14 protein-coding genes are annotated in these 14414 nt (G+C 42.2%); 1 reads left to right on the top strand and 13 read right to left on the bottom strand.

Going from position 1 to position 14414, the window contains the following annotated elements; genetic code table 11:
* The 12 genes from PSU72_RS06140 to PSU72_RS06085 form a co-directional block, all read right to left on the bottom strand.
* A complete protein-coding gene (locus PSU72_RS06140) occupies nucleotides 1–1197 on the bottom strand; it encodes a type II secretion system F family protein (protein ID WP_300431441.1) in 1197 nt (398 codons plus the stop codon).
* 87 nt (nucleotides 1198–1284) lie between these two features.
* Nucleotides 1285–1704, bottom strand: a complete 420-nt coding sequence (gspG, locus tag PSU72_RS06135) for a type II secretion system major pseudopilin GspG (RefSeq protein ID WP_300431440.1) — start codon at nucleotides 1702–1704, stop codon at nucleotides 1285–1287.
* Between the two features lie 12 nt (nucleotides 1705–1716).
* Complete coding sequence (locus PSU72_RS06130; protein WP_300431439.1) at nucleotides 1717–2613, bottom strand: hypothetical protein; 897 nt, start codon at nucleotides 2611–2613, stop codon at nucleotides 1717–1719.
* A gap of 89 nt (nucleotides 2614–2702) precedes the next feature.
* On the bottom strand, nucleotides 2703–3698 hold the full coding sequence (locus PSU72_RS06125; RefSeq protein WP_300431438.1) for a hypothetical protein: 996 nt from the start codon (nucleotides 3696–3698) through the stop codon (nucleotides 2703–2705).
* A gap of 16 nt (nucleotides 3699–3714) precedes the next feature.
* Nucleotides 3715–3873, bottom strand: coding sequence for a hypothetical protein (locus tag PSU72_RS06120; protein WP_300431437.1), 159 nt, complete (start codon nucleotides 3871–3873; stop codon nucleotides 3715–3717).
* Between the two features lie 94 nt (nucleotides 3874–3967).
* Nucleotides 3968–7693: a TonB-dependent receptor gene (locus PSU72_RS06115; RefSeq protein WP_300431436.1), complete on the bottom strand. Its 3726-nt coding sequence runs from the start codon at nucleotides 7691–7693 to the stop codon at nucleotides 3968–3970.
* A 316-nt stretch (nucleotides 7694–8009) separates the two neighbouring features.
* The gene (locus tag PSU72_RS06110; protein WP_300431435.1) at nucleotides 8010–8651 is read right to left on the bottom strand and encodes a response regulator transcription factor; all 642 of its coding nucleotides are present in this window, start codon (nucleotides 8649–8651) and stop codon (nucleotides 8010–8012) included.
* Complete coding sequence (locus PSU72_RS06105) at nucleotides 8648–9931, bottom strand: histidine kinase (protein WP_300431434.1); 1284 nt, start codon at nucleotides 9929–9931, stop codon at nucleotides 8648–8650. Before PSU72_RS06105 ends, PSU72_RS06110 begins: the two co-directional genes overlap by 4 nt.
* Before the next feature lie 154 nt (nucleotides 9932–10085).
* Nucleotides 10086–10916 carry a TonB family protein gene (locus tag PSU72_RS06100; protein WP_300431433.1) on the bottom strand — a complete coding sequence of 277 codons (831 nt, stop codon included), beginning with the start codon at nucleotides 10914–10916 and terminating at the stop codon, nucleotides 10086–10088.
* Nucleotides 10917–10933: 17 nt separating this feature from the next.
* On the bottom strand, nucleotides 10934–11359 hold the full coding sequence (locus tag PSU72_RS06095) for a biopolymer transporter ExbD (protein ID WP_300431432.1): 426 nt from the start codon (nucleotides 11357–11359) through the stop codon (nucleotides 10934–10936).
* Between the two features lie 2 nt (nucleotides 11360–11361).
* Nucleotides 11362–12003, bottom strand: coding sequence for a MotA/TolQ/ExbB proton channel family protein (locus PSU72_RS06090; protein ID WP_300431431.1), 642 nt, complete (start codon nucleotides 12001–12003; stop codon nucleotides 11362–11364).
* Nucleotides 12004–12397: 394 nt separating this feature from the next.
* Nucleotides 12398–12925, bottom strand: a complete 528-nt coding sequence (locus PSU72_RS06085) for a PepSY domain-containing protein (protein WP_300431430.1) — start codon at nucleotides 12923–12925, stop codon at nucleotides 12398–12400.
* Nucleotides 12926–13406: 481 nt separating this feature from the next.
* Between PSU72_RS06085 and PSU72_RS06080 the strand changes: the two genes are divergently transcribed.
* Complete coding sequence (locus tag PSU72_RS06080; protein ID WP_300431429.1) at nucleotides 13407–13622, top strand: RNA-binding S4 domain-containing protein; 216 nt, start codon at nucleotides 13407–13409, stop codon at nucleotides 13620–13622.
* A gap of 7 nt (nucleotides 13623–13629) precedes the next feature.
* On the opposite strand, the gene epsA is transcribed toward PSU72_RS06080, so the two are convergent.
* Nucleotides 13630–14397, bottom strand: a complete 768-nt coding sequence (gene epsA / locus PSU72_RS06075; protein WP_300431428.1) for an XrtB/PEP-CTERM-associated transcriptional regulator EpsA — start codon at nucleotides 14395–14397, stop codon at nucleotides 13630–13632.
* Nucleotides 14398–14414: the final 17 nt, after the last annotated feature.

Below are 14414 nucleotides of genomic sequence, written 5' to 3'. Positions count from 1 at the left end.
TCACTGAATGCTCCCTGCTAACTCAAAAATCGGCATATACATCAGCACCACCACTAAACCAACAACCAAACCTATGATGATCATCAAAACAGGTTCTAATAACTTGGTTAACCATTCCACCACACGAGAAATTTCCTCATCATAAAATGCACCTATACGCTCCATCATGTCGCCCATTTGCCCTGTGCGCTCACCCACGCGCAACATGCGAATTGAAATAGAAGTAGTCATGCCATGTTGCTCCATAGCGGCAGACATCGGCTTACCTTCGCACACATCGACAATCACCTTTTCTAAACTACTGCGTAACAATGGCTGCAATAAGGAAGACACCATGCCCATGGCTGTCACCAATGGAATACCACCGCGCAAAAGCATGCCCAAAGTGCGATAAAATCTTGCCAACTGATAAATGCGCATAGCCTCGCCCAGTGCTGGAATCTGCCAAACTTTACGCATAATGGCAGCACGTACATTTGGCCGACTCAGCATAAAACCTAACAAAGCCACCATTGCAATAAACGTGGCGAACACTTCTTTACCGTGCTCTTGCAGCAAACGTCCCCAGCTTAATAATAGCTGCGACATCCAAGGTAAATCCGCACCTGTGCTTTCATAAAGTGTGCTGAATTTAGGCACAACATAACCCAGCAAAAACAGCACAACAAAACCACCCACTACTAAAAGCAAAACGGGGTAAATTGATGCTGTGACTATCTTCTTACGTACTGCATCAATCTGCGTTTGATAGGTAACATGCCGCGCTAGGGCTTGCACCATGTCACCCGTACGTTCGCTAGAACGAATCAGCGCAACATATAGCGGACTGAATACCTGCGGCCCTTTTTCTAGCGCGGCAGAAAAAGGCAAGCCCTCATACAAAGCCACCATCACTTGATTCAATACCGCTTTTGATTCCGCCTGCTGCTCTTTTTCAGCCAAAGCTTCTATTGCTTCTACTAAGCTCAAACCAGATTCCAGCAACGCCAATAACTCTTGGCTAAATAGCATTAAGTTAAATTTAGTTTTAGCTGACTTAGAGCTGAATAAACTGCCAAATGACAGCCCAGCTGCTTTAATATTCAGCACACTGAAACCTTGCGACTCAGCCACTGAGCGTGCTTGTTCAACATTACTAGCCTCTAAAGCCAGCAAACTAACCGCATCACCTAAAGCAACTTTTAGCTCAAATTTCATTAATTATCTTCACTCACTTTTCTATAGTCCGTACCAGTATTTTTAAATCGTCACTCCCGCCCACGTGGGAATGACAACGAGTGAGCTTTACTCCCACCCCAACACATCAGAAGCCTCACCACTGCCTCCACTATTGCCATCATTACCAAACGACCACAAATCGTAGTCACCATGTTCGCCTGGCATTTTGTATTGGTAAGGTTTACCCCATGGGTCATTTGGTACTTTTTTAGCCAGATATGGCCCCTGCCATTTAGCCTCATTTGCAGGCGCGGCATTTAACGCGGCCAAGCCACTTTCCGTGCTAGGATAATGCCCAACATCTAAGCGATACTGATCTAAAGCTTTGCTTAAAGAGTCAATTTGCGACTTAGCAGTTTTCACCTCTGACTTACCAATCTGAGCAAAGTACTTAGGGCCTACATAGCCAGCTAACAAGCCAATAATGACCATCACCACTAGCAGTTCTAATAAGGTAAAGCCTTGGTGTTTATTAAAAAATGTCATATTTAATTACCTTTAATATTTCTCAATCACACCATTTGGCGGCACTAAACCCGGCACAGTAATCTCTAACTGGTGTTGTCCATTTTGCCCAGTAGTACGCAAGCGAATCGCATTTTCAACCTCTACCGGCGTGTAATCTGAACAAGTAGTTTTGATATACAACATAGAACTCATCATGCGAGTTACTCCATCAGGGTCTTTTGCATTCACATCTGTAGTGAAATCTACCCAGTTTTCATTCACCGCCGCGGCCTGAATATTGGTAATAGCCTTACTGGTGTCTGGCGCACCTTTTAAAGCAGGCAAGGCTAATGTGTTTTTGCCATCATTCACTGAGGTAAACGTTCTACCCACTCTAAATACGGCCTCTGGCAAACCGTATTCTTTATGCGGTTCAGATTTAAAAAAATACGCAACTTCTACGGGCCGGCCGGCAAAACCACCGCGTACAATATCGTTGACTTCCCACATTTGGCCATCTGCCAGCAGATTAGGCTTCATTAAAATATGGGTTCCGTAAATACACTCGGTTTTATCGGCATTTCGCCAAATGGTGTCAGTCAACGTAGCGACTTCCTCCACCTCACCCGCATAGGGTGCAGGCATGGGGATGCCACGTGAGATTAAACCCACTAAAGTAAAGCCCTCAAGTGGCGCATTCATAGGGCTAGTTTGCAATTTCTCGTTACTGACAGCACAGATACTATTGGCCGTTGCGCTGTCACTTTTAAAGTCAGGTGCAATAGATTCTTTTAAGCCAAAAGCGCCTGTTGGGTTACACAACATATAAGCTGAATTAGCAAAACCTTGTTTTGGTAAAGTCACAAAACCTTCTGCGGAAATAACAGATTCTGAAAAAGCCATCAAGGCCACTAAAAATACAGTTTTATTGTTCCAATAACTTTTCATTTATATACTCTCGTTAAAGTATGGCAAGGGCAAAAGCCCCTGCCATATTGACTCCAAAGCTCTTTTCTAATTAAACAGTTAAGTAGTAATTAGAAGCTTGCGTTTGCACCCACACGTGTTTGACCAGTAGCCAAAATTGTCACCCAAGGCTGTGTTTCTTGACCTGTTTGACGAATACGAATGGTGCCGGCTGTGTTTGCAGTAGATCCATTACAAGCCGCTTGCACATAAAGCACAGGGCTGTTTTGTGAAGTAGTACCATCTTCATCCACGCCACCCGTGTTATCCAGTACAAAATCTACCCAGTTGGTACGGATTTCTGAAGTTTGCTGTGCTGCAGTTGGTACAACGGAACCAGGGTTTGGGCCTGGTGGAGTACCAGTTGAGCTAGCAGTTTGACCTACACCATTAATCTCAGTACCAGATGCTGGGACACTTGGGCCATTGATTGGAAGATGTACAAAACCGGTCGCAGGTGCAGTGCCTGCTGCATTAGATTGCATTTGCACTGATGTAAATGAGCGACCCATACGGAACACAGGTGAATCCGTAGTTGCTGTATAGTAATAACCTGCTTGTACGGTTGCAGTAGTGCTAAAACCACCTAATGCAATATCATTTGCCTCAAAGCGTTGGCTACCTGCTAATTGTGGGTTGTAATCAAATGAACCCGTTGTTGCGAAGTCAATATACTTAGCAAATATACATTCAGTACTACCAGCGTTGCGCCAAGTACGCTGACCTAAAGTGCCTAAAGTTTCAGAGTTAGCTGTAATAGTTGTTGTCGTTTTTGCTGCAACAGCAGTAGCAATAGTCGATACTGGCGAAGTGGTCAAATTACGTGCCCCTCCTGGAAATACTGCACAAGTGTTGTTGGCACTTGTTGTAGGTGCCGTATAGGTACCAGAACCATAATTACCAGTCGTGTTGCAAAGCGCCCAACCCGTTGTACCGGCAGGTTGATTTGTGCTAGCAGCAACTGAAACACCTGCTGTTGGCAAACTAACCAGACCAGTTGCCATAGCTTGGGCAGATAACACACTAAAAGCACCTAATACTGCTAGTTTCAATTTAACGTTTTTCATTTAAATTTCCTTTAAGTTACAATAAGCAGGCATTTGTGGCTGCCTGCAACACCAACTCACCCAAATCAGCTAAAGCGCCTTGTAAGTTCTTAGGTTGATTTAAGTGGAATACCTCAGGGCGGTCGCAAATGCCCCTTAATCTTTCATGCATTAAAAAATAACTTATTTTCGTCATGCTGAGCCCAAGGTTTTATTTGGGCGGAGCATCCAGTTATTAACTGAATAGACAAAGTACTGGATTCCTCACTTCATTCAGAATGACGCATGTGCTACTTACCACCCATATCAAAGTCATAAGTCAAACTCATATAGGCAGACCTTGGCGCACCGGGTGCTAAAAAAGTGGTGCTTTGCCAATCATTACTATTGTAGTTAAAGCCGCCAGCACCAATAGCGCCATTGACGCTTGGTGAAAACGCATTGGTGCCCAAACGCCCTGCGCTGTAATATTCACGGTCAAACAGATTGCTGATTTGTAAAGCCGCCGTTAAGCCTTTGGTGATTTTATAGCTGGTATTGAAATTAAATACAGCATAGCCTGGTACAGTGCCTGGGTAACGGTAATTAGGTCGTGCAATGGCAGTACAAGAGCTGTCAGCATATTGAATATCGCCGTCTTTAATTGAAGATCCACCTGCACCACAGCCATAAACATTGCCACTTGTACCAGCTTTATGTTTATTGTTTTCATTGCCTCGTATAAAACTGTCGGAATGCAATACCGCCGTTAAACCCACAGTCCAATCTTGAGTTAAGTCGTAAGTGAAAGTGGCATTTAGGTTATGCAGTGGCACACCCGGTATGCGGTTGCCTGGCTTAACATTGATTTGCTGGTAACCCGTAGATGTGGCATAGCTTTGATTACCTTGTACTACATTACCTGCACTGCTATTGTTTGGGCTAGCCATTGTAAATGCATCTTGAAAAGTAGCATCTGTGAGTGAGTAATTCAGCCTGAATCCCGCTTTGCCTGACTTGCCTTGCAAACCCATTTCTAAACCACGGCGGCGGGTCTTACCAATATTTTGAAAAAAACTGCGCTCTGGGGTAAACGACACAAAATAAATATCATCTTTAAGGTCGGTGTTATAAACCGCTGCATTCCATTGAATATCGGGGGTTAAATAGCCACGTGCGCCAAATTCCATGGTTTGTGAACGCACTTGTTTTAAGTAAGGGTCACCTGATAAAGTGCTAGGCAAGCTACAAAAACGACGCTCCTCCAAAGATCGTGGTCCATAAATAGGATTGCCATTCAAGTCTTTACCGCGCTCTACTGGCGTATCATCATATGCACAACCTAGCTCAATTACGCTAGGGGTACGTGCCCCTTGGTTCCAATTGCCATATACATTAAGTGCTTCATTGGGTTGCCATGTTGCACCTAAGCTCGGGTTAAATGAGCGGTAGGTAAATTTCTCGGTTTCGCCTTTGCCAATAGCGCCAAGCCCCTGAGCATAATCAATTGAGAAAGGGCGAAGGTCTGCTGCTGGGCATTCTGTTGCTGCTTGTAAAACACCATCTCCATTTAAGTCATGGCACAAAGCAAGTGTTTCGTAAAAATTTTTGAAAGATGTTGGCCCAAGCAAGCCCAAGTAGTTATTAATAGCTAGCTCATTTTTCATGTTGGTTATGTTATAGCGGGCGGCGCCAGTGAAGTTCCATGCTTTCACTGGCGACCAAGTATCGCTAAAATACACACTTTTTGTGATGCTATTTCCTGCGAAGTCATTTAAGCCCAATTTGGTGCTAGCTGCGGCAAACTCATAGCCCACATTGGCTGGGTCTAAATAGGCTTTACGATTATTATCAAACAAGCCTAAATACTGGCCGCTTTTATAACTAGCATCAGCCGAGTCTAAAGAAGCGCCCACCATGAATTTATGGTGTTCTAGGTTCCAGTTCAGTTGCACTGCACCGCCATCAGTGGTTTGGTCAATCTCGGTTTCTGTAATAAGCGCTACTGGCGTACCTTCAACATAGCCTGCACATTGTCCAGCGATACCGGTTGGAGAAGCAGCGGAGGAACAATCGGCGCCATCACGCTCAATAGGAACTCCAGTGATTGGGTCTCTAACCAAAATCCCCAAAGGCTTGCCAAGCCCATTGTTAGATCCTGGAAAAGTTTCTACAACATAGTTTCCATTCGCATCTAGTGCCTCTGTCACTGGCACAGTTCCACTAGCAAAAAATCCATTGATATCTAAATACTGATAGGTTCCAGAAGTTGGATCAAAAGTCAGTGGCAACCCACCCACTGATTGCACTCCCAATTGATTTTGTAATTTGATTTCAAGAGTAGACCAATCAGGTGCTTTCCAAATAGCCAGCGCTTGTTGATAATAAGCTGGATCAAATGGCGAGGCCGCAGTCAGCGGAGTGACGTTTGCCCCCCACTGTGGTCTTGTATAGCTAGTGCCATCTGCCCTAGTCACGGTTTCTGTAGCCTGATTAGCGAAAAGTGCCGTGTTTCCATTAGTTCCAATAGCTAGTTTAGTCTGATCATAGCCCCCATTAACCAAATCATAACCAGTGAATGCCGAGTTAAAATTTGGCACAAAATCAAATTGTGGATTACCATCTTGATCCACTCCAATTTGCACCTCGCTGTATGACAATATCTCTGGGTTGCCACTCGCATCTAGGTAAGTGGTCGTTGGGTTTCCATTAGGGAATAATATAGTTGCCACAGCTACGTTAAAAATAGCCGCTTGCGTTGGATCAATGTCTGGTAAACCATCATTATCAAAATCTGGTGCATATCGTGACGCTATCTCGCCAGCTAATGGCCTACGTGTTGCCCCACCGCTAAACTCCTGATTGACATCGCCCGTTCTTGAGTTACGCTTACTCTTACGCTTATACACTTGCCCTGTAATGTTAAATGTATCTGAAACATCCCATTGACCTGTCAACTGAAACTGCAGTAACTTGTTCTTCGTTTCATCGGCGCTGGTAAATACTTGGCTGCGGCCTTGTTGCGCCATTTCTGTGGGTAGTAAGCCATTACCTGTGAGTTTGTTGCCGGCATAGAGCGCTGATAAACCAAACTGCAAGTTCTCATTGCGCCATTCAGCTTTACCAAATACTTGGTTGACCTTACTTGGTGAATCATCACGCCAGCCATCTTCACTAAATATGTTTGCTGCCGCAAAACCTGCAATCACGCCATTGTTACCACTTATGCTTCCTTGAAACTGCTTACGGTTAAATGAGCCGCCTAGCGCTTCTACTGTGCCTTCATTTGAATCAAATCCACTTTTGGTACGCATGGTAATCGCGCCACCTAATGTGCCTAACCCAAAGATAGGGTTTGAACCTGGAATTAAATCTATACCTGCTAGCGCATTGAGTGGAAGCATGTCCCAGTTAACAACATCGCCAAACGGCTCATTCACGCGTATGCCATCTAAAAATACCGACAAGCCTTGTGCAGTACCTAGCTGTGGGCTTGCTGTAAAGCCTCTGTAAGTCACGTCCATTTGAAACGGGTTGCTTTGGTAATCATTCACGTTGACTGATTGCAGCTTGCTGTTCATTAATTCAGTAAGGCTGATTGCATGCGACTCTTTAATTTCTTTGGCGCTAATGCTTTGTACATTGCCTGGTATTTCTTCTTTTGTGAGGGCTAAGCCTGGTAACGGGCCAATTTGATAAAAGCGTTTGGCGCGCACATTTACGGTGTTTAATTCTATCTCTACAGGTTTATCTATAGGCTTGCCTTGGCTGTCTGTATTACCTGTACCTGCTTGCTTGGTATCTTTTACGTCTGCCGCGAGTAAGGTTTTTTTAGTGGCGCCGTATTGCGTGGCGACTGATGGAACATTGATGGGTTTAGTTGTTTTTGAAGGTTCACCAGTGATAGCATCAATTGAGTTAGCTCCGTTAAGGTCTTGCGCGTAGGATGATTGAGCACAGATCAAAAATACAATTACTGAGATTGGTTTAAGCTTGCAGCTTAAAAAATGCTGGGCTGGTTGATGCTGATCATTCATGACGCGGTTATCTCCACTAAGTTAACTTGGGGGGTAGCTTTTTGGGTAGCTTGAGCTTAAATTTTTGTAAGCTAGTGAATATAAGACTTAGTGAAAATTTGCGTAAGAGCGAGAATCCCGTGGATATATAGGAGTTTTTCCCGAGATTGATGGGATTATTTCATTGCCAATATTTACAATTAAAATATGTTAATATTCAGCAAGTTATACAACTAACAAAGGCGCGAATAAGGTAACCAATTCGTTAAAAATTGAAAATATTTATCAAATAATTATTATTTATTTGTAAGTTCTCAGTTTTAACTTGATGCGTTTTCTACCCGGAGATAACACCATGCCGTATAGCTAGCCTAACTAGCTCCACAGCATTAGAAATCCCTAACTTTTGCTTAAGCGCGGTCTGATAGTTAGATGCTGTTTTTTGGCTAATCTGAAGATTATTTGCAATATCATCAATGCCTGCGCCTTCAGCTAGCAATCTAAACACTTCAAACTCTCTTGAAGATAGTCGCTCCATTGGATCTGGCGAGCCAGAGATAGATTGCATGACGATTTTTTGCGCAATGCTTGGGCTGATGTAGGTTTTTCCAGCAGCAGTTTCACGCACAGCTAATAACAGATCATCCGCAAGACTTGATTTAGCCACATAACCACGCGCGCCAGCAGAGAGTGCTTGGGTGGCAAAAGCTGTGTTTTCATGCATGGTAAAAATAACCACCTTCGCTTTTGGCGCTACGCTTAATATTCTACGTAAAGCCTCTAAGCCGCCAATACCTGGCATGGATAAGTCCATGACCATTACATCAGACTGAAAGTCGCCATATATCTTACACGCTTGCTCACCGCTATCAGCTTCTGCCACCACATCAATATCGCCGCCAAGTTCTAACAAGCGGCGCAGACCTGAACGCACTACGTTATGGTCATCAACTAATACAACGCGGATTTTTGCGATCATTTAGGCACCTTGATGTTGAGAGGTAGACTGGCTTCAATAAGAACGCCTGTTTCTTGGTTTGAGCTAAGATGAAATGAACCACCAAGGCCTTCAACACGCTCACGCATACCAGCCAAGCCAAATCCTTGTGAAGTCAGTTGCGTATCAAAACCATGACCATTATCATGCACCAGTATTTTCAGATAATCAGCTTTAGGCTCAATCTTAATGGTCACCAAGCGCGCGTTCGCATGCTTGGTAATGTTAGTTAAACACTCTTGAACAATACGATAGGCCGTGATGGCGGTGGTTTCATTGATACAGCCTAACTGGCTAGAAATATTAATGCTCACACTAATACTACGATTACGTTGCCGCCATGTTTCTATGAGTTCATGTAGAGAGGCGCATAAACCTAGCTCGTCTAACATGGCTGGCCTTAATCGCTGCAACATCGCGCGCACAATTTCCATCATCTGCATGGCTACCGCACTAATCGCCATAGCACTCTCTTTAGCGGTCGAAATGTTATCTGTTTTTAGAATTACCGAAGCATCAATATTGATTGCTGTTAAATGCTGACCAATTTCATCATGTAGATCATGCGCAATATTTTTACGTTCATCTTCCTGCAGTCGAATAATCTGTTGAGTCAACCGATGGTTATTCAACGTACTATTTTCTAGCGTTTGCGCCATTGCATTAAATTTATTGCTAACACTAGATAGCTCAGGTAATGAAAATACGGGTAAACGTGCTTGCAAATTACCATGCTCAAGCTGTGTAAGCGCGTTGAGAATTTTTTTTATTGGGCGTAATGCACTATCAACCGCCCAATACACCATGCCATTGACCACTAAGAAAAACAAAAATCCCAAACTCAACAAACCAATCGTGTCATGCCAAATTTCGGCAATTTCATAAGAAGGATCAGGCGTAATCACCATCTCGCCCAAAATACGATTATTGACAATAATTGGTCTATGCGTGGCCTTTAATGAAGTTGAGACTTTGCCCATCAAGCTCTCAAACCAATCAGGTGATGAATTTGTATCACTGCTAACTGGTGGACGGTTGCTATCTCGCAGCCGCCCAAATGAGTCAAAAAACTCTATGCGTAGATGGCGAACATTATCTAAACTTTGCAGACGAAAGATAGAGACTTTATCGTCAGCATTACTATTCGCCCATGCGTAGTCGGAGGTGTAATGTGACACCTCCGCATCAAGCAAATGTAAGGCTAGCACTGTTGTAGAGTCAACTTCCGCACGAATGTCCTCTTGTGCATTATTAATTGTCATTACGGTACCAATTAGCATCACCAAAGCTAGCATTAAGGTAATAATTAAATTGATGCGGATTTTTAAATTCATATTTTTTTTAATTTTGATAGCCTTAACTAATAAGTTAAGTTTGAAATAGGCTAAGTGTGAAAATTGAGTCTTGAGTAAAAATCTATTCCAGCTTGAAGTCTACTGGGATGGTGAGCTTAAATTCTCTACCTTTAAATTTAGCTGGTACGGGCAACTCACTCAGGCTTTTTATAACCATTTCTAAAGCCTGATCATCAAGAGACTTTTGCCCAGTTGATTTTTCCATAGCGATGCCACTTACTTTACCTTCAGCCGAAAATCTCACTAAGACCTTACCTGAGCCTTGATAACCACGACGAATTGCAATAGATGGGTACTGCTTGTAGCGTTCACACAGTTTTTGCAGGCTATTGCCGTAATCGTCCCACACCTCGCTGTCATCCCATGTGCTAGCTGATGCTGATGAACTAGCCGCGCTGCTGGTTGCACTACTACTGGCTGCTGGTGCAGAGGTTTCTTTAGTATGCGCTTCTGGTGCAGCTACGGGGCTTGGTTGCGTAGGAACAGCAGTTGGTTGCGGAATGTCTGGCACAGTGTAATTATTGGGGGTTGGCTGGGTTCGCTCAGTTGCTAGTACTGGCACCGCAACAGCTTGCGTTTTAACCACGGGTTTGGCTTGCTCAGTTTTAACAACTTCAGGTTTTATCAGCTCTTGTTTAATCTCTTGTGGAGGCGGAGGTGGTGGTGCTTCTTGCAACTCAGCCACAATGGTCATAGGAGGCTTGGTTTTAGCAACCGCCAGCCATGGTAATGCACGCATAATGGCAAAATGCAGCAGCAGCGATAAAACTAAAGCCAATCCAAAAAGAAATTTGCTAGGCTCTTGCTGCGTATTACGCAGCTTATTATTGCCAGCTTGATTGTTTAATAAGGGATTATTTAACGATGGATTATTGAATGTCAGATTGGTCAATTTTTACCCAATCTAAATTATTTAGTGGCATGTGTTGCGCTGTCAGGCAACATCACAAAGGTAAACTTAGTCACGCCCGAGCGCTGAATTTGCGCCATCGCTTTAGCCACTTCACGATAGGCGACTTTTTCATCTGCCATAATTTGCACTTGCAAATCACCTTGTGTATTACGCTTTTTAAGTTCAGCTTCTAAGCTAGTTGCAGGTATTTTAGTTTGGTCTACATAAACATCTGCTACTGAAGTAATACTGACTTTTACATCATTCATTTTTTGCAATGAAGTAGTCGCGGCAACTTTAGGTAACTTGACTGCCACCGAATTCATTAATAATGGCGCAGTCACAATAAACACTGTGAGCAATACCAACATCACATCCACTAATGGCGTCACGTTAATTTCACTCATCATGCCGCCTTCTGAACCATAGTTGTCCATGGACATGATTAATCTACCCTGTAATCAGATTGTTTAGCGAGTATTTGTAAGCGCTCTGAAAAGTGATCCATATCTGCCGAAGCTAGGCGAGATTGACGCAGAAAGTAGTTGTAAGCTAGCACCGCGGGAATAGCTGTAGCAATGCCCATGGCGGTTGCAATAAGCGCCTCACCAATCGGACCAGCAACAACATCTAAGCCAGCAGAACCAGAAGCAGAAATGCCTTTCAGGGCGTGCATAATGCCCCACACCATACCAAACAAACCAATAAATGGCGAGGTTGAGCCTATGCTTGCTAATACTGCCAAGCCACTTTCTAAACGTGTTTGTTGAGAATGGCGCTCTTGGCGTAATGATTGACGCAACATCTCTTGGTAAGCATTGGTATCCAATGATGCATCTTTATTCCATGACTTGAGATTCACCATCACTTTATTGCTCAAACTACTCAAAGAACCTTTGGCAGTATCTAGCATATCAGTCAGCTTAGTCAGGCGTGTTACCCCATTGAAATTAGCCTGGATTTGATTATTAGCTTTCTTGGCTTGCCAAAACACATAACACTTTACGATTAAAATAGTCCAAGTCAGGATAGACACCCCCGCTAAAAAGTAGAGTATGAAATCAACAATATCAGGCACTTTATCCATAAGTCATTTCTTTAAGTTAGTTAAATTAATGTTTCTGCCTTTGATAGTGATGTCATTACATAAAGGCTAATTCAAATATAAGCGACAAGCATGCCAACCAACTTTAGAATGAGGTAATTCATTGATTAGTAATAATATTTAAAATTAACATTCAATTTATTTGAATTTTATTAACCTATAACTGGTTGCGTATAACCAATAGTTGGTTGTTAGCGACCAGCAATTGGTTACATGCAACCAATGTGGAATAAACTACTTAGAAATTTTATGAATATTATTTAGATAATTTATACAAAAAAATACCCCGACGAAGCGGGGTATTTTTTAGTGCATATATTTAACAGTCTGACTTTTTGTGTCTAAGCTGTCATGCTAAAACAATACCATTAAATTATTACTCTTTACCAATCTGATATGTTTCTTCGTTTGTTTCAACAATCTTACCTGTTGTAGCATCCACTTCAACTTTGATTTCTTTACCATCAGCTGTAGTAATATCAAACTCATAAGAAGCCTTACCGTCAGCCTCTAACTCATATTCAGTTTCAGTCACGGTACCAGCGTGAGCCGCAATTGCAGTAGCTTTTGCGTCAGCCTCAGTTACTTTAGCAACTGCTTTAAATTTAGCATCGTCCGCTTTAACTTCTTGTTCAACTTCTGTCACTTTACTTGTTTTAGCATCGCATTCAACATCCCATGCAGTGCCATCTGCAGATTCAATATCAAACTCGTAAACGCCTGATTTACCTTCATTCTTGAACTCAACTTTTACGATTGTGCCATCGTGTTTTGCTAAAGCTGCTTTAACACATTTACCTAAACTGTCATGTGCTTTAGGTTTTAGGTTACCGTGATCAGCCATTGCTGTATTCGCGAAAAGTGCGGCCGCTACTAGAGTAGCGCCCATAGATAAACGAAACATATTAAATCTCCTGATAATGTTAATAAAAAGAAAAGCCAAAAAGTTGTAATGCAAATTTTTAACTATCATTATTTTATCAAACAAATATAGGTCATTGATTCTTTTACAAATTTATTACATATATGGCTGAATACAACCAATTTACAGCTTGCAAATAGATTGTGATTATAAAATATAACAAATCAGTTACATTTGACTGAAATAGACTGCGTATGACCAAGGTAAATAAACAACTAAGCTAGATATTTAACTAAATCTACTGACGAACCACAAACACCAGTAATTTTATTTACTAGATAAATATTCATGTCAATACTTTGGGATTATCTAGAGATGACTCGTATGTTATTATGGCGATGATTTTGCAAACTCACTGTCGCACGCTTTTTATGCGGCAACGGTTTAAGGGCCACTTTGGCTCCCGCGCTTCTCTTTTTTGCACCAAGCCAACTATGCTCTACTCCAATCAACGAGATTCATAATGTCACAAACCATACAATTTGATTTAACTACAGAATACGTAGAATTATGTAATTTACTAAAATTAGTCGGATTAGCTGACAGCGGAGGCCGCGGTAAAACGATGGTTGCAGAAGGATTAGTGAAAGTTGATGGTTTAATCGAAACAAGAAAAACAGCTAAAATTCGCACGGGCCAAACGGTTGCGGTCGGAAATCAGTCGATTAACATTAAGTAAATTGCGTTCAATTTAGCTTATTCATTAAAATAGCAACGGCTTGAGCTCGCCTTGTCACATTCATTTTCTGGAAAACCCGCTTTAAATGACTTTTAACAGTATTCTGGCTAATATCCAAAATTGTTGCGATTTCCTGGTTGGTCTTTCCTGATTTTATCCAATGAATTATTTCTAACTCACGCACACTCAGCCCAGCACCATCTAAAATAATGGCAGATTCAGTAGGTGTTTTTAATGGTTTTAGATGCTGGATTTTTCTTAATACATTATCAATGTGTGGCATGATTAAGCCCATCACCGAATCAGGCACATCAAATATTTTTTCCTGACTGAAAAAAACATACAAACAGACATTGCTACCGCGCACATCACTTACGCCATAAACCATCAATGAATTTAATTGCTCAAGTTTATTTGGTAAAACAATTTGAAATTCGTTCTCAACTTCATGACGATCAAGGTTGTTAATAACAAACCAACAACGATTATTGGCTAACCAACGTTGATGCAAATGCAACATACACGCATCATAGCCATTGTTAGAGTCGAATACGGTTTGCGTATTGATGTCGCTTAAATTAGAAGCCACATCGTAATTTAGCTTACTCTTTACCGACTTCTTTTCAAAGTCGCCCCAACAGGCAATCAATACATCATGCGGTAAAAATTCATTAACGCCATTTTGTAACCAGCTAAAGAACTCGAGGTGATTTTCTATTGCATACGATCTTTGTATCACTGAGAATATTTTTTCCCAATGCTTATTTTGCATCATGTTATCCATACTATCTA

It is taken from the genome of Methylotenera sp. (assembly GCF_029945535.1).
GTDB lineage: Bacteria > Pseudomonadota > Gammaproteobacteria > Burkholderiales > Methylophilaceae > Methylotenera.
Note: the sequence above shows the minus strand (reverse complement) of the source record. Positions and strands in the feature narration are given on the sequence as shown.